General features: G+C 65.2%; 7 protein-coding genes. 2 read left to right on the forward strand and 5 right to left on the reverse strand.

The annotated features are described in order from the left end of the window. Positions 1–223: 223 nt before the first annotated feature. The 5 genes from H3T89_RS06000 to H3T89_RS06020 all read right to left on the reverse strand — a co-directional run bounded on the left by H3T89_RS06000 (position 224) and on the right by H3T89_RS06020 (position 12,582). The gene (locus H3T89_RS06000; RefSeq protein WP_198216497.1) at positions 224–2,638 is read right to left on the reverse strand and encodes a DUF3488 and transglutaminase-like domain-containing protein; all 2,415 of its coding nucleotides are present in this window, start codon (positions 2,636–2,638) and stop codon (positions 224–226) included. After that, the gene (locus H3T89_RS06005; protein WP_198216498.1) at positions 2,635–3,882 is read right to left on the reverse strand and encodes a DUF58 domain-containing protein; all 1,248 of its coding nucleotides are present in this window, start codon (positions 3,880–3,882) and stop codon (positions 2,635–2,637) included. The genes H3T89_RS06000 and H3T89_RS06005 overlap by 4 nt, the downstream gene beginning before the upstream one ends. 3 nt (positions 3,883–3,885) lie before the next feature. Then, a complete protein-coding gene (locus tag H3T89_RS06010) occupies positions 3,886–5,418 on the reverse strand; it encodes an AAA family ATPase (RefSeq protein ID WP_232348489.1) in 1,533 nt (510 codons plus the stop codon). 2 nt (positions 5,419–5,420) lie between these two features. After that, positions 5,421–10,847, reverse strand: a complete 5,427-nt coding sequence (locus H3T89_RS06015; protein ID WP_198216499.1) for an Ig-like domain-containing protein — start codon at positions 10,845–10,847, stop codon at positions 5,421–5,423. A gap of 184 nt (positions 10,848–11,031) precedes the next feature. Next, positions 11,032–12,582: a serine/threonine protein kinase gene (locus H3T89_RS06020; RefSeq protein WP_198216500.1), complete on the reverse strand. Its 1,551-nt coding sequence runs from the start codon at positions 12,580–12,582 to the stop codon at positions 11,032–11,034. Between the two features lie 154 nt (positions 12,583–12,736). Here H3T89_RS06020 and H3T89_RS06025 point away from each other — a divergent pair, with 154 nt between their 5' ends. Beyond that, complete coding sequence (locus tag H3T89_RS06025) at positions 12,737–17,320, forward strand: PD-(D/E)XK nuclease family protein (protein WP_198216501.1); 4,584 nt, start codon at positions 12,737–12,739, stop codon at positions 17,318–17,320. After that, the gene (locus H3T89_RS06030; protein WP_232347140.1) at positions 17,317–21,357 is read left to right on the forward strand and encodes an ATP-dependent DNA helicase; all 4,041 of its coding nucleotides are present in this window, start codon (positions 17,317–17,319) and stop codon (positions 21,355–21,357) included. Before H3T89_RS06025 ends, H3T89_RS06030 begins: the two co-directional genes overlap by 4 nt. Positions 21,358–21,416 lie beyond the last annotated feature (59 nt).

Raw genomic sequence — 21,416 nt, forward strand, 5'->3', positions numbered from 1 at the left:
ATCGGAGGACAGTGGCAAACAACGACTGTCTGGCGACCGTGTCTACACCCGTGGTCCATGAGCGCCACAGCAAGTTGGTCATAAGTTTGCGTGTGAGCCCTGGATCGGCGGGTTGGTAAGGTCTTGATTCCTGAAGTTCGATTGCAGACACGCTCTCTTCGCTGCGATGCCACTGTCCGAGCAGGAAAGAGACGTCATGGCGGGTTCAGGCGTGATGGGCGGGTCAGTGCAGGTGCCTGGGGGAAAGCAGGGTGCGCCAGCGTCGGGTTCGTGGCAGGGATGCCAGGATGGCGGTTTGAAGCTTGTCCACCAACTGCCAGCAGTCTTCGGCTTCCTGCTCATCGGAAGGGTGCCGGTCGAAAGAGGCCTGATCGGCCATGCTGCGCAGTCGATCCAGATTTCCGCGCAGCCCGGCCCACGAGGCTCCTGGAGGGTCGGTCAGCAGGGTCTGGGCGATCAGAGCCGCCTGTTCGCTACGGGTGCCGTCCAGGGACAGGCCGGTCTGCCTGCTGAGGTTGCCGATCTGTCGCCAGCCGGCGCGGATGCGTGTCTTCGGGTCACCCGTCGACCGTGCCCGTCTGCGCAGCCAGGCTTTGACGGCTAGCAGGAGCAGAATCAGGAGAGCCGACAGCCAGATCGGCATGGTCCAGAGTGCTGTTTTGGCCATCAGGGGTCCGTGCTGTTTCCAGAATGAGGGTGAAGACCGCCGGGATGCTTCCTGCCCGCCGACTGTGGTTCGGCCCTGGGTGATCCGGTCGTCGCGGGGAGGATCGACCAGCGGAGGCGGTGGCTGGCGGACGAGAGTGCGTGGATCGGGCGGAGTGGAGTCCAGGGACCTGTCCGGGGTCCTGGTCTCCGGTGGTGTGGGGTAGAAGGGGACCCATCCGAGTCCCTTCAGATTGACCTCCACCCAGGCCTGGGCATCAAGTCCCGTGAAGTCGATTCGGGTACTCCCATCCGACTCGGTCCTGGTTCGTGACCGACTGATGGAACCGTCATGGTTCTTGGGCAGGAATCCCAGGACCACCCGGGATGGTAGACCCATCTGCCTGGCCAGGAGGGCCATGGCCGAGGCGTATTGCTCACTGTCGCCCACCATGGCCTGGCCCTGCAGGAGCTGATTGATTCGATAATCGCCATGGCCGGAGGGCGAGGGATAGTCGCCGGCCAGACCATGGGAGAACCATCCCTCCTTGTGCAGCCGTTCCTCGATGGCCAGTGCTCTGGCGCCGCCGCGCGCCTGCATGGAGGTCATGGAGGCAGCCGCCTTGGGCAGGCTCTCGGGGGCATCCGACAGGGGAGGCACCTGCGCATCTCCCGGATCGCTGTCCGCGATGCGACGGGTTGGGGGTCGGTCTTCGGCCACGCCGTGCACCGTATAGCTGGCTCCTGCCTGTAGGGCCTGATCGGTCAAAGCAGTGTCCGTAGCCTTGTTGAAGTAGAGGTCATTCCGTTGCAGACCCAGATTCGTATCGATGCCATCGACCTGTCCAGCGGAGGGTAGCCAGGCGTGGTCGAATCCCTCCCGAATCAGAAAGGTTGCGGTAAAAGGCTGTCCGGTTTGTTTGCCGTCTTTGGTCTTCTCCTGCTGCCTTTCTGTGCGGATCTGGGCGCCGATGCGCCGATAGTCGGCGGCTCCGGCGCCTGAGGAGTCGGACAGATTCCAGACCTTGCCGTCATAGCGGTCCATGACTGCCATCCGGACCGGCGTGCCGGCGGGCAGGTTGCGTACCGTGACCAGGGTATCGTCGCGGTGTCGTTTGATATAGGCACGGTAATCACTCAAGGGGCTGGTGAACTGGTAGGGGTCCATTGGGGGCTGATAATGGTCGCGGATGACCAGCCGGGTCGGGGCGGGCAGGATGCCAGCGGAGAAAATCATTCCGGCCGCCAGGACCAGGGTCAGAAGAGTGGATGCGAGTCCTTGCAGACGCAGCAGCCCCAGTCCACTTGCGCTCCAAATAAGCAGGAGCAGCCAGAGGATGCCGCCCGTCAATGCCGGATAGAGGCCTCTGCTGGTCCCTAGGGCTGCTGACACAGCCATGGTGGCCAGGATGGGCAGGGTGGCTGCCAGGACGGCCACTGGGTGTGCCGGCCGTCCCGGATTGCGGCCCAGGCCATGGCGGGCCAGCAGCACCGCCAGATAGCAGGTCCAGAGCATCAGCGTCCACAGGGCCATCAGTCCGCCGGCTTCCTGGCCAAGGGGCGGGTCGATGGCTGCCAGGGTCTTGAAAGCGCCGAAGGTAGCGGACCACCCTTGTGTCAGGGTTGCCCAGGTGGGCAGGAGGTGTGCCAGGGTGGTCCCGTTCAGAGCGAAGATGGGACCCAGCAGGAATTGAGCCGCAATCAGCAGCAGAGGCTGCAGGAAGGCTGTGGCAATACGACGGTGGGGGAGCATGGCGATTAGCAGTCCGGCCAGGCAGGCTGCGGCTCCCACTGTCAGCCAGAAGGGCAGACTGCCGTAGACCGGCAACAGCTGCAGTCCGGCCAGCAGATTGAGTGCGGCCAGTTCGGCGACCAGAATGACGGGGGAGCGGCGCCTTGTCGGGCCGACAGTGGATTGCAGGCCTGCCCTGCCGATCAGACGAATCGGCTCCCTCTGGACCTGCTCCATCCATGATGCGGATGATGTGCTCATGGCTGGTTCTCCAAGAGGAAGGGGAGGTCCCGAATACTACCCAAAACGGCGTTGACCAGGCCTGGCTGGGTCTGCAGGCTTGGATGAGCATCCAGGTCGGCAGCCAGCAGCATGACCGGGGAGGCGCTCTGAGCCGATTCGCCCATCAGCGCTGAGGGTTGGCGGTCGCCCAGCGAACCGGTTACCAGAATGGTCAGACTGATCTGTTCGCAAGCATCAGTCCGGTCAAGTAAATCGTAGCCGTCTTGGCGTGGGTGGATGGCACTGCAGGCGTCCAGAAAGCTACGCGGATCCTCCGTGGGCAGGGTGGTTCCATGGGCACCGGAATTGTCGGGTTCCGGGGCCAGCGCTCGCAGCCGACGGCCATCAAGCAGGCATCGGCAGCCCAAGGAGGCATAGAATTCAACTGCCAGTTCAAACTCATCTGCGTTCCGGTAGGAGGCGGCCTGGCCGTCCAGGATCAGTTCAGTCCTGGTGCGCAGGGTGGGCTCATACTGGCGGACCATCAGGGTACCGGCCCGGGCAGTGGACAACCAGTGGACCCGCTTCATATCATCGCCCGGAGCATAGGGGCGCAGAGCATGGAATTCCAGGTCGTCGTCTACAATGCCGGGACCAGGATCCCCCTCCAGGTCGCGTTCAAGTCCGGCTTCAAGGTGCGGCAGGGACACCGTGCGGGGATGGATATAGAGTTTTCGGGCATCAGCCAGAATCCGGCGACGGCGGATGAGTCCCAGCGGATCCCCGGCCTCCATGGTCACCGGGCCCAGGTCAATCACGCCACGAGATCGGGCTTCCAGTTTCAAACGGATCTGGTGACTCTGGCCGGGAGCCAGGGCCGGCAATGGCGCCATGACGGTTCCTTGGCATAGAGCCAGGCCGATTCGGCCGTGACGGGTGGGGTGGCTGCCCGGATTGGTCAGAACCAGGACCAGTTCAGCCTGACCGCCTACCTCCAGATGTCCTTGGTCCAGGCGCGTTTCAGCGATACAGGACAGGTTGCCCAGGCTCATCAGTAGCCCCAGCAGCAGCATACCTGCGCCCAGCAGAACGCCCGCAAGCAGTTCACGCCAACCAGTCGGGACGAAGGCCAGAGCACAAATGAGCGCCGCCAAGGCCATAGCCCGGCCCAGGGCAGTGACCGACTGCCAAAGGTCAGCGGCCTGGGCTCGCAGGCCCTGTCTGGCTCCTGTCGAGGAGACCGGTCTTGCTTCCTGGGCAGGTCGGCTGGCGAAAGCGGTCATGGCTCACTGCTCCCCTGTGGGGACGGGGACCTTGGTCAGGGCTTCGGCCAGCGCCTGGTGTTCATCCATGCCCGCCAGCCTGCTCTGGGCGGTCAGAATCAGCCGGTGGGCCAGGATGGGGTCGACCAGGTCCTTGACATCGTCGGGGATCACGTAGTCGCGGCCTTGGGCGCATGCCCGAATCCTGGCGCAACGCACTAGAGCCAGTCCTCCTCTGATGGAGGAGCCGACCCGGATGGCAGGGCTGTGCCGCGTGGCTTCGATGATGTGGATGACATATTCCATGATGGAGGAATCGCAGAAGACTTTGGATGCGCAGGTGGCCATGGCCTCCACCTGGGTGGCGTCGACCACTGGGTCGACCAGACCGGCCCTGTCACGGATATTAGCCTCTTGAAGGATGCGCATGCTGGCATCGTGCCCCGGTGCCCCAAGTGAGGTGCGGATCAGAAAGCGGTCCATCTGAGCCTCGGGCAGGGCATAGGTGCCCAGCTGCTCGACGGGATTCTGGGTGGCCATGACCATGAATGGCCGGGGAAGGCGGTAGGTGCGGCCATCCACGGTTATCCGGCCCTCCTCCATGACCTCCAAGAGGGCTGACTGGGTCTTGGGGGAGGCCCTGTTGATCTCGTCAGCCAGAACCAGGGAGGCGAAGACCGGGCCGGGTCGGAAGGAGAATCGTCCTTGAGACTGGTCGTAGAAGGTCACGCCCAGCAGATCGGAGGGCAGCAGGTCGGGGGTGAACTGGATCCGCTTGCAGTCCACGGCAATGGAGGCTGCCAGTGCCCGCGACAGCTGGGTCTTGCCGGTGCCCGGATTGTCCTCCAGGAGCACATGGCCCCCTGCAATCAGGGCGGTGACGCAGAGGGCAATGGTTTCCTCCTTGCCCAGCACTGCCTCGCCGACATTGTCGACGATGGAGCGGAAGAGGTTGGCAAAGGTCGACACATCCATGGCGGCCTGGCTGCTGCCTGTGGCCTGGCTCGATCGTCTCTGCTGCCTGGCCCCTGCTGCCTGTTCTTCTGCTTCGGTGGAAGACCGCCGGTTCCGTCTGTTCTTTTTCGCATCTGCAGGTTCTCCGGTCCGGACTTCGTATCTGGGGGCCGAGGTTCGTCCCGGCTGGGGGTTACGGGACTGATCGGTGACGTCGACGAGGTCAGGTCTGGCAGAAGCTGAGGAGGATTGTGGGAACAGGTCATGGACCGGTTGGCGGACGGGGATGGTCCCGTCTTCCGCCATGGTGCGGTCCGATGGGAGGGATTCCGTCCCCGATTCCTGAGTTCTTCCTTGTTCGGCAGCCGCGGGGATACGACCGGGCCGGGTCCGGTCGTCGTTCACTGCCGGAGTGGATTCCTGCTGGCCCAAACCTGCCATGAGGGCCTGGCGCTGTCGCTTCAGTACGTCCAATCGGTCGGCAGGGATTCGTCGGCTTTCGCCGCTCGCCTCGCGCGCGGCCTTGGGGGTACCCCTCCTGGTCGCGTCATTCGGGATGGTGCCGTCCTGCTGGATGGGCTCCTGTGCGTTTCGTTCATCCATGGTCATTCATCCTTGTCTGCTGAGGGATCCCCAGACGGGTTCTTGTCGCTTGGCTTGTCGTCCTTCTTGGGCAGGGTCAGCTCCTTGGCGGCGGCGGGCGAATCGCCTTCGGAACCCACGCCACGGATGCTGGCGACAGCCCGGAAGTTCAGCGTGGTGCCCGGCTTGGCTGATCCGGCGAGCAGGGTGATGATCTGACTCAACTCCGGCTGGTTGCAGGCCAGGGTCCAGGAGGCCTCGTCGGGGTCGAGGCCATCGATGTTCACCCGGATGTCTGCGCAGGGCCGGCCGTGTTCGGATCCGGGGTTCAAAACCAGCTTGACCTGGTCCTTGCCCAGGTACTCCAGAGTCTGGAATACAGGCGGATCCGGATGCGACCAGGTAGATCCAGAGGCTGAGGCCACAGGTCCTGATCCGGCCATATTGGCTGGGGTCACGCTCACTGTGCAGGCGCCTCCTGCTTCGTCATGGCCCACATCGAAGACCGCCTTGGTGGCGGTGGCCGACCGCCATCGTGGCGAACCGCATCCGGAACCCTCGCCGTGGACCGTATAGCTCTGGATGGGTGAGCCATGATTCTCTGGTGGGCGCCAGGTGACGGTCAGGGTTTCCTTGGTGCCGCCGTCCACGGTCAGAGCCTGCACGCCTCCGGGGAGTACGTCCGGTCTGGCTGCCGCCGGCGAGGATGCGGGGGACCAGCCGACTTGGTTGTGGGCTTGGACGGTGAAGGAATAGTCATGGCCGTTGGCCAGCCCGTCGATCCGGCAGGTGACGGCATTGCCGCAGGAGCGTTGTCCCGAGCCCGCCGACGATGTGTAGGAGACCCGGTACTCGTCCACCGGACTGCCGTTGACTGCACCCGGCTCCCAGGCCAGGAGAACCGTTCCGTCGCCTGCCTGGGCGGCACCCGCCAGCATTCTGGGGGACTGTGGGCGGTCGATGATGCCCACGGTGATGGTGGCGCTGACCCGGCGTCCCGGATCACGGCTGCCATCTTCGACCGTGGCCAGAATGGTGTTGGTGGAGGCGCCGATGTCGCGATCGGCCCTGATGGCGATTTTTCCGTCGCCCAGGTTGGTGGCTGTCAGTCGTGAGGTGTCGTCGCTGACCAGGCCGACCAGGCGCAGCGGGGTGTCGGGGAAGGGGTTGAGGGCACCGTCGAACAGATCCAGCTCCAGACTCTGTCCTGCCTTGAGCCCCACCTGACGTGAGGGGACCGAAGCCAGCGGTCGGGTGGTGGCGACTATGCGGAAGGCCAGGACCGTATGCACATCGCCGGATGGACTGGTGATGTTGACCGGTAGGGTGGCCTTGGTGCCGGGTATCGCGGTCTTGTCGGCGGCCACGTTCAACTGGCCCTGAGGACTCAGTTTGGCATGGATTGGCCCTTCAGGGTTCCCGGAGGAGAAGGTGCTGTCGGCCGGGTCGCTTCCCTGGGGCCAACGGGTCATAGCGGATAGGGAGATGGTCTGTGCCGGCTCTCCGGCCACCAGATCGATGACCGGTGCCGAAAGGACCGGCGGGGATGCTCTGCCGCCTACAACGGTGATGGGCAAGGTCAGCACAGACTCGTTGACGATGGCCTGGCCGCCTGGATCCCCGTCACGGACGGCAAAGGTCAGTGAGGCTGGCCCAGCATAGTCCTTGGCGGCGGTGAACTTCAGGGTGTGCTCGTCCACATAGGGGTCGGATCCGTCGGACTTGGTGGCCGAGACGGACTGGCGCGAGGCGATCCGTGCGGTCTTGCCCGCACCCACCCTGACCTGATCGGCGATGTCGATGGTGATGCTCTGCCCAGCCCGCACTTTAAGGGCCGGAGCCCGAGGTCTCAGGACAGGGGGAAACACCCCATAGGCAGGGACCTTCACAAAGGCCATTGAAGTGATCTTGAACCGGGTGTTGGTGACGGTGTAGGGTACGGCTCTGGCCTGGTCGGTCAGGTCGATGACCAGCTTGGTGGAGCCGGCCTCGCCTACGGTCCTGGCGTGGGCCCTTGCCCCGGGGTAAATCCCAAGGCGCAGGTCATCGAGGGTGCCGGATGGATTGTTGATGGAGTCGGCCAGATTGACTTCCACGCTGCGCTTGTCCACCGTGTCCTCGGGAGCCACCTGGTAATCCTGGGCTATGGGTGGCTGGATAGGGGCCTGGGGGTCAGAAACCACGGTCAGGGTGGCCTGGTCACTCAGACCTGCCCGGTTGCGCGCCTGATAGACCAGATAGGAGGTTCCTGGCTGTGAGGGGGCAGTCAGCCGGATCATGCCGTCCTCCACGCTGGCCTGGTCCAGGCCCTGGCGCTCCAGGTGGGGGTCCAGACTCAGGGGGTCGTCATCCCCAGCGATGTCGTTGAGCAAAACCGGCACATCGGCCACGGTCCCAGGGCGCAGCCTGACCTTGTCGTCCCTGGCGAAGACCCCGGTCACCGACGAGTCGGGAAAGACACCGATGCGGACGCGCGCCTGGGCACGCTGCCCCACCCAGTCCTCCACGGCGTAGGTGAACTCGTCGGTGCCGTGCGAGTCGGGATAGGCCTCATAGATCAGGTAGTCGGCCCCGGCTTTGACAATCCTGCCCAGTCTGGGCGCCTGGTTGCCCAAGCCGGACAGGGTGTCGCAGTCTCCGTCCGGGTCGATGCCGGTCAGCGGGACAGGGATGCGCACCTTGGTCCCGGCAGCCACCTGGGCCCGCAGGTCCTTGGGGGTGGGTGCTGGTTTGCTCGCGGGATCGGAGACATGCACCCGGAAGGTGATCGTACCTGAGGCTGCGTTGCCCAGATCGTCCCTGACCGTATAGGTGGCAGGGAAGTCCCCGGTGCGCTCGCTGGCCTGATACCTGACTGTGTCCCCGGATACGAAGGCCAGGCCCGCAAAGGTCCGTTGATCCGTAGCCAGCTGCTGGTCCAAGGCGACGCTGGTTCCGTCAGCGTTGGTGACCTTGTCCATGACCGCAACCGTGACCAGGCCCGATGAGCGGACCCCCACGGTCAGATTCGGGGCCTTGGGCGCCGAGGCTGCCCTCCTCAAGGAGGGGGGCTGCAGGACGATGGTCCCCTGAGCGCTGCCCTCGGCGTTGGCGACCGTGTAGGCAATGCTTAGCGGGTGTGTGGGGATTTTTCTGGCTGACAGGTAGACCCTGCGGTGGTCCACGATGCCGACCTTGATGCCTGATTCCGGATCCACGTGCACATCGGTCAGGGCCAACACTCCGCCCATGGGATCCTGATCGTTGTCGAGCGGATCGACGATGGCGGTCTGGTCGGCCCCCAGCAGGGCCACGTCGTTGACGGGAACCGGCGGCGCGGATCCACCCTGATCGCGTTGTGCCTCCAGTCTGACCAGCCCCTGGGTCTCCTGGTCACCCTGGGCCACCCGGTAGGGCACATAATAGGTGCCCGGGTTGGCGGCGGTGGCGGTGAAGGAAAGACTCTCGGAGTTGACCTCCACCTGGATTCCGTCAGTCTTGTCGACCCGGACCAGGCGAAGGGGTTGAGCGGCATTGGCGTGTACACTCCTGCTCAGGTCCACGCTGACCTCTCGGCCGGGGGTGGCCTGGCGAATGACCGGATCGACCAGAGGGGCCAGGGTGTTGACGGGTCTGACGGTGAAGTATATGAGTCCCTGACCGCTCATGACTCCGTCCGAAACGGTGACTTTGACAGCCAGCCGACCGGAGGTGGCCGACCCAGCGCTCATGGTCAGCTGCCCGTCAGCCCTGGTGGACAAGGATATCCGATCGAAGTTGACCGGTTCGGCGCCGACCAGGGTCAGCGGGTCCCCGTCGGGATCTTCGAAGCCGGCCAAGGCGTTGACGGTGGTCGTAGCGCCCTGCTCCACCTCATATTCGGGAGGCGTATCGCTCTGGACCGGTGCCTGGTCGCCTCGGTCCATCGTGGCCGGGGCGATGTTGAGGTCGATGCCAGCCGAGGAGACCTGTCCGCGTCCATCGGTGATGGAGTAGTTGATTCGGGCCCGGCCGGCAGGTGCGTCGCTGGCATCCACCTGCAGGTAGCGGCCGTTCATGACCGGAGTCAGGCGCAGATTCCCCTGTGAGCTGCGCGCATCCTCGATTCGCAGAACCGAGCAGTCGGTCTGGCGATCGTTGCGCAGAGGGTCCAGTAGGGCCCTGGAACCGGCCCGAATGCCCAGACTGTCGTCCTCGGCCTGGATGGGCTGGGATCCTGATCGACAGGTGGCCGTGAACCGCTGGCGATTGTCGGCCGAGTCCTGGCGTTGATCGGTTTTATCTGTGTGTTTGACCTCCATGGTCCGCCACTGCGGCCGGATCACCTTGGTGGAGGATTGGGGGTTCCAAACGTCGCCAGTCAGCACGTCGTTGAGGATTACCCTCCGGTGGTTGGCCCGGAAGACCAGGTTCGAGGTGGGGCTGATGGTCTCCAGAGTGGTGGGACGCGGCTGAGGTGACCGGACCTGGGGCACGGCCGTCCCCGTCGCGCACAGCCGCAGAAAATTCCGTCCCGAGGAGGCCCAGGCCGTCCAAAGGCACCCGCCCGAGGAGACCGGCTGGGCGGGTTGGCCGCTGCCGCCGGTGTGTATGTTCTCAACCTGATTCCGTGGATGATCCAGATTGACAATGTGGACGCTTTCCTGATCGGTCAGGCCCACCCAGGGTCCCTGGCGGTCCATATCCACTGGAGTGGACTGGAGCTGCAGGTCTCCCCGGTGCGGTATCCGGGTGGATCCTTGGGGCCAGTAAAGCCGATCGCCCGCCAGGAGGACGGGTCTTCCGCCAATGACGCTGAATGCTGTGGCTCGGACGGGAGCGTGGCCCGTCAGGGAGTCCAGCTCACGGTGGGCCCGGGAGTCCGGTCCGTCGATCCTCAGCACGACCCCGTCCGAAGGCCGGTAGGCGTAAACGGCTCCGGATGCGTCCACAGTGACCGCGGCCCCGAAGCCCAGGGTCAGTACAGGGTCTCGGCGTTGCGGGTCCATATCTGCCGGAGAAGTCGCCTGACCCACCCATATCTTGCCGGTCCGTGCCTGGAAGAGGACCAGGGTGGGTCCGTTGACCATTCGCTGGATACTGGCATCCGACCGGGTGGTGTCCCCCAGGGTGGCGGTGGATGCCGCTATGGGCGCCATGCCTCCCTCACGGCCCAGGATGACCGCGTATCCACTCTGAGCCAGGTCGAAGTGGTCGGTGCCCGTCGACAGGGCCACGTCAGCCTCGCCGATGTCGGGCTTGAACCGGGCCACTTTGCGCTCGTTCTGAGAGCTGATCCAGATGCTGCCGTCGTCCACCTGAACAGCACGACGGTCCACCCCATGCATGAACAGGGCGCCCAGGGTGAGCAGGACCAGCGCCGTCAGTGTGACGGCCAGGATGGCGGCAGGGCTCTTGGTGCGGACGGCCAGAGTATGCCGGAGACGCGGCCCGGCCTGGCGCATCCGCAGGAACAGTCCCTGCAAGTCCATAATCCCCTGGGTTCCTTTCCTGTCCTGTAGCACAGGCCATGATGCCTGACCTATGCCTTTTCTTTTAATGAGTCCCGGACCGCCGTCTATGCTCTCTCTGACGACCGATTTTAGCTGGTTCGCCAGGTCTTGGCGGTCTGTGAAAGTCGGGGTGGTCGAATGCGAAAATGCCTCCACCTAGGGTTCACTGAACAGCGCAGATAATGGTGGGCTCCTGGGACATGCTCCGGTCGGCCCGCACCAGGGTGACGCTGATGCAGGTCTGGCCCCCCTGCGGACTGTCGATGCGGGCGGTCGGCTGTCGGGTCTGCACGCTGCGGCCACGATCTCCGGTGCCGCCCTGGTCCAGGGGATGCCAAACGTAGCTGTCTGCCGGTTTGGGGTCGGGGTTGACCCAGGTGAACACGGCCGTGGTGCCCTGGTAGTGGCCTTGGCCCTGGGTGGGCGAGGGAACCGGACCCTCCTGCAAAGCCTGGGGGTCGCTCGAATCCGTCGGGTCCGGGGACTGCATCTGTTGGGATTGGACCTGGGAGGAACCCGTGGTCGGCCGTGAGCCTCTTTCGGAACCGTTCGGCAGGCCGACGACCAAGGCCCAGGCCAGGACCAGGACGATAGCGAGGATCAGTCCTAAAAGGATCAAACGGCGGCTGCCGCCGGGGAAATGCCTGGCCTGGCTACCTTCATGGTCAGTGATCGCCTCACTGTCTGGGCGCAGACGCGGTTGGGAGCTGGCCCGTGCCCCGGTCCAGGGGCGGCCGGACTCCTTGCGTTCTTCCCGGCCTGCGATGACTCCGGTCTGGGCGTGTGGGCCCGCATATGCCTTCGGATAGGGATCGATTCCCTCGCCGATGAAGGGCGTTGCATGGCCGTAGAGCTCCTGCTGGACCTCCTGAAGTGCGCGACCGAACTCCAGCGCCGAGTAGTAGCGATCATCCCGGTCATGGGCCATGGCTTTCCCCAAGGCGGCGGACAGCATAGGAGAAGCTTCGCCCATGTGCAGAACCGGGGTTTCCGCTGTCAGAATCAGCTGGACCAGGTGATCCTCATTCCGGGCCTGGTAGGCGTACTCGTAGGGGGAGCGGCCGGCCAGCATGCCGAAGAGCGAGGCACCCAGGGAGTAGATGTCGCTGGCCTCGGATCCTCCCGAGCGGTTTGCCAGGATCTCTGGGGCCGCCCAGGGTATGGAAAGTCCGCCGGCCCGTTCGCTTCCATAGATGCCCGAGGAGATGCCGAAGTCGGCCAGGACGGGCAGGCCCTGGTCCGTGATGAGAAAGTTGCTGGGTTTGACGTCCCGGTGCAGGATTCCGCGTTCATGGGCGCAGCAGAGGGCCGAGGCCATGCGCACTCCCAGGTCCAGCACGCCTTCCTGGTCCATGCCCCCCTTGAGCATGATGGCCTTGCAGCTGCCGCCCGGGGCGTATTCGAGTACCAGGCAATCCCGTCCGTCATCGCTGACCAGGGCCTGGTGGATGCTCAGGATGCAGGGGTGGGTGGAAAGCTTGGCCAGGTTCTTGGCCTCCCGCAGAAAGAGCTGATGGGTCTGTCGGTCCATGCTGCCTTGGAGAGCCACCTTGACTGCCACAGGTCGGTTGAGCCCCTCCTGTTCATACAGGTAGACGGCGGCTGTGCCCCCAAGGTCCAGTGGGCGCATGAGCCGCAGCCCGGGTAGCACCGGGGCTTGGTCCATGGTTGGAACCGTACCCGGGCGCTGGGCCTGGGGACCATTCTGCTGCAAGGGACATCACCTCCTGGGACTGCCTGAGAACTGCTATCCACGATAACAGCACGTCGTTGCCGATCAGGCATCCATTGAACCTCTTGTGGACGGTCACCGACCAGCGAGTTCCGTGGCCTGCAGATGGACCATGCCGGACCCTATTCTTGTAACTATGAGCAAGCAGCCACCGGTGGATTCGCAAGAGGCCATGGAACCGGTCCTCGCCCTTATCGGCGATCGGCTCCGGGACGTGGAGGGTCGGCCCACCCGGGCCCTGGTGGTGGCTGGTCCTCCCCGCAGCGGCAAGACCAGGCTGGCCACCCGGGCCCTGCTGGCAGGCATGGAGCGGTTCGGTGACGGCGCCAGTATGGCTGTATCCGGTCGTACCGCAGCCGACCAGGTCAGCCACCAGGTCATTCTAAGGCGGGGCAGGTCCGACCGCACCCGACCTGTGGGCACCCTGCAGGCCCTGGCCTTCCGTCTGCTGACGCGGTCCCGTCTGGCCCAGGGGGGGCACGATCCGCTCCTGCCCAGACTGCTCAACGGCGCCGAGGAGGACGCCCTGCTCAGGCAGGTCATGACTGTCCACCTGCAGCATGTCCAGGCCGGGGACGACTGCGCGGTCTGCCGACTCCTGGAACGTTACTTCCGAAACGGGGCGGGCTGGTCGTCCGTCCTGGTCGGCGACGGTCAGGGACGGGTCGTAGGGGTCGCCGACAGGTTCATCGCCCAGCTGCGGGACATGTTCGCCCGCATGACGGAATTGGGCCTGGACAAAGGGGACCGGGACCGGCTTCTGGATGCCCTGGCCGTCCAGCCCATGGACCCCGACCGCCGCGACCGGCTGGGCCTGCAGTGGCGGCTGGCCTTCGCCCTGGAGGATGAATACCGCCAGAGCATCACCAAGAGCTACCCGGACGAATTCCGTCTGGACCCCTCCATGCTCATGGTCGAAGCCTCACGCAGCCTGGACGGGCTGGCTGATGACGACCTGCCCGACCTGCTGGTCGTGGACGACTGGCAGGACATCACCCTGGCCGGTATGGACCTGCTGCAGGGTTTGAACCGGGCCGGTTGCCGACTTCTTCTGGTGGGCGATCCCGACCAGTCGGTACAGTCCTTCCGCGGCTCCTACCCGGAATTTCTGATCAATCGCCTGACGGCCCTGTCCAAGCACGTGCCAGGCGCTGCGGCCCCCCTTCTTGCCCCGGACTTCGCCTGTCTGGGCGCTGCCGAAGTGACCCTGGAACCTCGGAGGATGGTGGTTCCTGAAGCATCTGCAGAGCATATTGAGGACGGTCAGGATTTCGATACGGCGGTTCCGGGTTCCTACGCCGACCTGCTGGCTGCCAGGGTCAGCCTGGGCATCGCCGGGATTGAGGAGAATGACACCCCTCTGCCCGACAGACCCGGCAAGCTGCCCGCCTGGCCCGGTGCCGGACCGGTGGCCCCCTTGGCCGCCGGCGACAGTCTGATTCGCGACGGCAGTGTGCAGACCAGGCTCTTCCACACCCCCGACCAGGAGGACGACGACCTGGTCTGGCAGATCAAGCATGAGTTCCTGGCCGAAGAACGTGACTGGAACGACATGGCCGTCATCGCCCACGACAACATGACCCTGCGCGCATTGGGCCGCAAGCTGCGCGTTCAGGGCGTGCCGGTGCGCTTCTCCTCGGTGACCCGTCCGCTCAGCCAGGAGCCTGCCATCCAGGGTCTTTTCGCCCTGGTCGAGCTGGCCCAATCGGTACTGGATCCCGACAACGCCGGAAGCGATCCGGATGATTCGGTCCAAGTGGCCGCCTGGATCAGGTCGCGTCTGCGCACGCTGATGGCCAGCCCCCTCTTCCGGGTTCCCACCACTGCCGCTCGTGCAGAGCGTCCCGTCAGGATGGAACGGCTGGAATCCATCTTGGAGACCATGGCCGCATTGGCTCCCCTGTCCGGCCAGCAGGGGAGCGAGCCGGACTCATCCGGCTCCTTGGACGACCTGCCGCTCCTGGGACAGGCCTGGCAGACCTGGGTCGAGAATCTGGCCGAGCGGCGGGCCAAGCGGGACCGTTCATCCGGCATCAGCGTCGACGACTCCCTGCTGACCAGGCACGATTCCTCCAAGCCAGGGGACGGGTCTGATTCCTTCTTCACTGCCTCGGCCCCCGATCAGCCGGTGGATCTGGGGGACCGGGATGCGCAACGTCCAGCCATTCTGTCTGTTCAGGCCCTGGAGACACTATTGGTTCTGGACCCGGATGGGCGATCCTCGGGAATCATCCTGGAGGCCATGACCGCCATCGCGGGGGGTCGCCGGGAGGATCCTGACGTTCAAGTCCTGGACAAGGCCCTGCAGGTTCTGCGCCTGACCGCCACCCGCATCAGCGCACTGGAGGACCATCAGCCCCAATATGTGCTCTGGGAGGCCTGGCGGAGTCTGAACCTGGCCGACGACTGGCAGCAGAAGGCTCTGATGGCCACCCAGGAGGGGGAGGAGGTCAACGACCGTCTGGACGCGCTCATGCGGCTCTTCCAGTACGCGGCTGGTTCTCGTCGCTTCCCAACGGTCGAGGCCTTCATGGACCAGGTGCGCACCATGCAGATCGAGGCCGACTCCCTGGCACGGATCGGGCCCATTGAGCATGCCGTCACGCTGACCACGCCCGCCGGCGCTGCCGCCCTGGCCACCGACTGGCCCCTGGTCTGGCTGCCCGCCGTCCAGGACGGGGTCTGGCCCAATCTGATTCCCCGAGACACCATGTTCGGAGCCGAGGAGCTGGCTGACCTGGTCCTGCACGACCGCATCGGTGACCCCCTGGCGGACACGCTCAGCCACGATCCAGCACTGCGTTCCATCCTCTACGCTGAGAAGAAGGGTTTTCTGGAGGCACTGACCCGGGCCCGGACCCAGGTGCGCATCAGCGCGGTCTGGAACGATGACCTGGTTCCTTCGGACTTTCTCTACGGCTACCTGCCCGAACGCTATCCACGCATTGCCGATATGAGCCAGGCCGCCTTCAGTACGGTCGGCGCTGGCTCGGGCGGTAGTGAGCGCTACGGAGGGCTGGAGGTATCTGCCAGGGGCCTGACGGCGGCCGCCCGGTCCATCCTGGGTGTACAGGCCTTGCTCCCGCAGGACCAGGTCGACCGTGACCGAGTGGACGATGCTGTGCAAACCCTGCGGCTGCTGGCCGACCAGGGCCAGGATTCTGCCGATCCCAGGCATTGGCCCTTCCTCTATGACCAAGAGGGTGCAGATGAGCCGGCATTGGATCAACATGTCCCAGACGAGCAGTCCGCAGTTGAGCCGGCCTCGGACCAGCATGCCCCGGATGACGTGGTTTCGCGTGAACAGGTCGCCGGGTCAAGGGCCGTGACCGCTGCCGGAGGTGTCGCATCGATCACTGAAAGAGGCCGTGCCCCTCGTTCATCACATACTTCCGCCAGGCAAGCCACGCAGGCGGGTCGCCCCCAAGATCGTGACCAACGCCATGATCATCGCCATGGACAACGATCCGACCGCCAGGTGGTCCTTCTCTCGCCCTCAGCGGTTGATGCCATCTGGAACTGCCCCCTGGAATGGGCTCTGGGAGATCAGTTCTCCGGCCCATCTCCCTCCAGGGTGCCCACGGAGTTCGGCTCGCTGATTCACAAGGTCGCCAGCGAGGGCACTGCCCAGGGTCTGGACCGTCCAGGCAAGGGCGATCCGGACGCCCGGCAGCAGCAGGTTCGTGATGCGCTCCTTGATATCTACAAGGAGCTGGCCCCCCAGGAACAGCGACTGCGGGACCCGGACGAGCTCTATGATCAGCGCGGCCGCAGCAGCCGGGTGGAGTCCATCCTGGACAACCTGGCCTCTTATTTCGTCCGCTCCTCGGATTCCGAATACGGCCTGGAGGGCAGGAACCCGGTCCCGGTCGGTGACCTGCTGGGTGTGCAGAGCGAGCGCTCCTTCGATGTCAGCCTGTCCGTGGAGGACCTGGTCCCCCTTTGGCGGGCCACCTTCCCAGACAGGCCCTTGGATACTGATGGGCTCTTCGCCCTGATGTCCGGCCTGGTCGACGGTTTCCCCGCAGCCCTGGATGCCAGGACGACGGTCAGGCTGACCGGTCGCATCGACCGTCTGGAGGTCAGGTCCCTGCCCGAGGGCATCCGTCTGCGGCTGGTGGACTACAAGACCGGCAGAGTCCCCTATACCCAGGGGCAGCTCTTCAACGACCTGCAGCTGGTCTGCTATCAGCTGGGCCTGGCCTTCACGCCCACGTCCGGCAGCAGCCCGGAGGTGGGGGCGGCATGGAGTCTGCCCCAGGCCCCCGATCTGGAGAGGACAGAGGGGATGAAGCTGAGCCAGTCACTGCTCCTGCAGCTGCAGGCCCCGCCCAAGGATGCTCATACGGGGCTGCGCCGGGAGGAGATGGCCTACCAGCCGCCACTGTTCGAGCGCAACAGACTGGTGACCATCGCCCAGCCCAGAACCGGCATGCCCGCTCCGCTCAAGTCCAAGGCCGAGCCTGCGGATCTGCCTGATCAGGTGCCGCCTGGGGTGGATGCGGATCTGTGGAGCATGGTCCAAGCGGCCAGAGTCTCCTCCCAGGCCGTATGGGGGCTGACCATGATAGCCCGGGTCTTCTTCGCTGCCGGGGTCAAGCTGGCGGCTGGCCGGGATGACGCGGTCTTCGACCCTGCCCGTTGCCATCGGGCAGGCAGTGGCCAGGAATGTCAGGCATGGCAACTGGTGGCGCCCAATCTACTGGAGGATCAGGAATGAAGCAGACTGCCGAACAGTCCGCCATTGTCGATGCGGATGTCAATGAGGATCTTCTGGTGGTGGCCGGAGCCGGCTCGGGCAAGACCATGACCATGACCAGCCGGATCATCGCCCTGATCCGTCGGGGAGTGCCCTCAGAGCAGATTCTGGGGCTGACTTTCACCCGCAAGGCCGCCTCCGAGCTCCAGTCCAGGGTGGGGTCGGCGGTCATCCGACGCGACCAGGGCAGAGGTACCTCGGGCGTGGACCCCGAACGCAACTTCCTCAAGCCGACTGTTTCCACCTATGACGCCTTCTTCCAGTCCATCGTGCGCCAGTACGGCCTGCTGGTGGGCATGGATCAGGACACCCGTCCCCTGAGTTCGGCAGGGGCCTACCAGTTGGCCTCACAGGTGGTCGCCGACCATCTGGATCTGATCTTTCCTGCTGGTGCCTCGGCACAGGATGGCGACTCCGGCGACTTGGGCTCCGCGACCTTTTCGACCACTGTCAACCGCGTCCTGGGGCTGACCGGGGCGGTGACCACCTCCATGATCAGCAGTGACTGCCCTGATTTCGACCAGGCTGTGGATCGGATTCGCGCCTGGGACCGCGTCTTTGTGGATCGTGCGGACCAGCTCATCGGTGACCAGCCTGTGCCGGCCACCGAGCCCCGAGTCAGCCAGACGCCGCCCAAGCGAAGCAAGAAGGAGACCGACGAGCACTATCAGGGCAAAATCAAGGACTTCCAAGACACGCGACGGAGCATTCGCATATACCGGGTGGATGCCATGCGACGGGCGGTTCTGACGCGGGAAAAGCTGCTGACCCTGGTCCAGGACTACCAGCGTGCCAAGCGCCGGGCCAACATGGCCGAGTTCGGCGACTTCACCCTGGCCGCCTTCCAGCTGGTTGAGCGTTTCCCCTCCATCAGCGCCCAGCTGCGACGCCGCTACAGCCACGTTTTTCTGGACGAATACCAGGATACCTCCACCACCCAGGCCCTGCTTCTGGCGGCTATCTTCCATCCGCACAATCGGCAGGAGGATCAGGGGAGCGAGGATCAGGCTCCTGGCAGGTCGGCCGTGACCGCCGTGGGCGACCCCTTCCAGTCCATCTATGCCTGGCGCGGGGCCAGTCCCGGGGCCTTCCGCACCTTCCAGGCCCAGTTCGGCATGTTGGCCGACCGACCCGACTTCGGCGGCGGTCCTCTGTCTGGAGTGACCGCCTTTGGGCGCTCGCAGGACCAGGACCCGCTGACCCTGTCGCGCACCTTCCGCAACTCCGGCTGGGTGCTCAAGGCCGCCAACCAGTTGACCGTCCCCCTACGCCACCGGGGCCGGGAGAGCCGGTCCGAAGCAGAACTGCGCGAGGTGGACGTGGCCAAACTCCGTCCACGTGAGGACGCCGACCCGGGTACCGTGGGCCTCTTGGGCTACGCCACCGGTGGCCAGGAGATTGATGGCGTGGTCAGATTCGCCCTCAGGGCGCGCGAGCTCTATGGCAATCAAGGCGATGCCCCGCACGTGGCTGTTCTCTTCCGTTCCAAGGCGGCTCTGCCCAGGTACCGAGAGGCCATGGAGGCTGCAGGGCTGAGCTGCCAGGTCGTCGGCTACTCCTCCCTCTTTGACCGGCCCGAGGTCATGGATCTGCGGGCTCTGCTCTCTCTAGTCTGCGACCACACCGACAGCGATTCCCTGATGCGTCTGCTGGCCTCGGCCCGGTTCGGCATGGACGCGGCCGACCTGAGCGCTCTGGCCTCCCTGGCGGCCAAGGTCAATGAGGACAGCCAGTACCGGGCCCTGGTCCGGGCGGGCCTGGTCGAGTCCGACTCTGATCCGCGCCGCCGTCGCGAGGATTTGCACCGTTACCGTGACCAGGTTCCCAACGATGTCTTCCTGGTGGACCTGCTTCTGCGCGACGACCTGCCAGACCTCTTGAAGAGCTCCGGCCTATCCGCCAGGGGACGGGTCCTGGCCGCCGAGGCCGCCCGGGTCGTCTGCCAGGTCCAGGCCGAGTCCTCTGCCCCCCTGCGCCAGGTGGTCATCGCCGCCATCCGTGCCCTGGACCTGGATGTGGACCTGGTGCTGGCCCGTTCCCTGGCCGATCCTGAACGTCCTCTGGAGCCCAGCCAGGCCAAGGCAGGCATTCAGGCCCTGCTGGACCAGGTGGATGTCTACCTGTCCGAGTTGCCCCAGGGCATTGGGCCCAGTCTGCGCGGGTTCGTCTCCTGGCTGTCCTCACTGGATCAGAGTCCCGAAATGCCCACTGACGGGGACGACCGACAGGCTGACGTGGCCCTGATGACCGTCCACCAGGCCAAGGGTCTGGAGTGGGATGCCGTGGCGGTGGTCGGGCTGAAACGGGGAGCCTTCCCCAGCAGCCAGGGTGACCGGCTCACGGTCAAGCCCGCCTTGGACCAGCCGGTGGTCCAATCCCCGGATGGCCCGGTCTACCAGTACAACTGCACGGCCCGTACCTGGCTGGTCGATCCCGAGTCCGTGCCGGTGCCCGTGCGGGCTGATGCCATGATCCTGCCCCGCTTTCCCCACGACGCCCCCCTGGGAGCTGACCCTGAGGATCTGCTGGGTCGGCTGAATCTGGCAAGCCTGGAGGAGGAGGCCACGGGCCTGTCTCGGGAGAGCGGGCTGGACGACCAGGCCCAGCCGGTCCGGGCCGATGCCATCGCCCCCTCTCAGCGCGAACAGTACGGTCGTCGGCTGCTGGACGACGAGCGACGGCTGATCTATGTGGCGGCTACCAGGGCCCGGCATGACCTGCTGCTGACCTTCAGCCAGGATTCCCAGGCGGAGTCTGCGGCCCTGAACACGCCGGCTCCGGACCCGGATAAGGCCTCCAACTTCTGGACCGAACTGGTGGAGCTCTTCCAGGAAGAGCCCGAGGCGGTCAAGCTGGAGCAGGCAGAGGATGCACAGGAGGGCGAACCAACGCCGCCCTTGGGGCTCTTTGTCGGTGAGAACGCCCAGTCCTACCGTCAGGCCGTTGTCGATCAGGCCCTGGAAGAGGTGGATCAGGTCGCCGCCCGAGACGGCGAGCGTGACCAGGCGCTCTGGCCCCCGGTTCTGAGTGCGCGGACCCGTGAAGCCCTGAATCGCTCGGCCTCCTGGGTGCGTGCCGGGAAACCAGGTGACCCCGTAATTGATGAGGAGGGCGATGACGGACTTTACGCCAATGCGGTCCGCGTCCTGCAGGTCAGCACGGGCCGTCTGGGGGTCGCCGACGACCAGCTGCTCACGGACTTGGATCTGTTGCGGCGCACCGGCCGTCGGATCCTGGGGCACGGGGCCAGCAGCGTCACCGCCATCCAGGCCGGTTCGGCAGGGGGCGATCCCAAGATGGAGAGGGATTACTGGCAGGGGCTGGTCAGACCCATACCACAGGTAGCCTCCCCGCAGGCCGAGGCGGGCACCCGCTTCCATGACTGGGCCAGGCGCTTCATCCTGCCTGAAATCTCTGCCCCTCAAGGACTGGTGGATCTGCCCGATCAGGCGGAAGCACCGAATCTGCTCGATGGTCCGCTGGGCCCCGGGGCCATGGCTGAGCGGGCCCGCATGCTGGCCGGGCTTGACCGTGAGCGGGAGTCCATGGATTCCCAGGCCGATCCCGTGCAGGCCCGTCTGCTGACCTGGGAGCAACGGCTGGCTGAGTCCGAGTGGGCCCAGCGCACCCCCGTCTGGGTGGAACGGCCCATCGTGGCGGTGCTGGCCGGGCGCATAGTCAAGGGCAAGCTGGATGCGGTCTTCGCAGGCGGGCTTGACCCGGATCGCCCGGATTTGCACTACACCATCGTGGACTGGAAGACCGGATCCCGACCCCGTGGAGAGGATTCGACCAACCGCCGTCTGGTCCAGCTGGACTTCTACCGACTGCTCCTGTCACGCTTGGAGGGTATCGGCCTGTCGACCATCGACGCCTGCCTTTATTATGTAAGCGAAGACCGGCCCCAGGATCGACTCATCAGGGCCCGTGCCAGGACGGAAGAAGAAATTCTCGCATCGATGGCCGAGGGCATACCCGAGCAGTCGGACGAGGACTGAGTCTGCGGCAGACCCCGCCGGATAAGGGCGATGGGTGCCGTGCATCAGCAATCATGAAC

This window comes from Bifidobacterium sp. W8114, assembly GCF_016101165.1.
Lineage (GTDB): Bacteria > Actinomycetota > Actinomycetes > Actinomycetales > Bifidobacteriaceae > Bombiscardovia > Bombiscardovia asteroides.

Excerpts from the sequence above, each read along its gene's own strand:
- H3T89_RS06000 (WP_198216497.1), bottom strand. The coding sequence starts at position 2,638 with ATGAGCACATCATCCGCATCATGGATGGAGCAGGTCCAGAGGGAGCCG.
- H3T89_RS06005 (WP_198216498.1), bottom strand. The coding sequence starts at position 3,882 with ATGACCGCTTTCGCCAGCCGACCTGCCCAGGAAGCAAGACCGGTCTCC.
- H3T89_RS06010 (WP_232348489.1), bottom strand. The coding sequence starts at position 5,418 with ATGGATGAACGAAACGCACAGGAGCCCATCCAGCAGGACGGCACCATC.
- H3T89_RS06015 (WP_198216499.1), bottom strand. The coding sequence starts at position 10,847 with ATGGACTTGCAGGGACTGTTCCTGCGGATGCGCCAGGCCGGGCCGCGT.
- H3T89_RS06025 (WP_198216501.1), top strand. The coding sequence starts at position 12,737 with ATGAGCAAGCAGCCACCGGTGGATTCGCAAGAGGCCATGGAACCGGTC.
- H3T89_RS06030 (WP_232347140.1), top strand. The coding sequence starts at position 17,317 with ATGAAGCAGACTGCCGAACAGTCCGCCATTGTCGATGCGGATGTCAAT.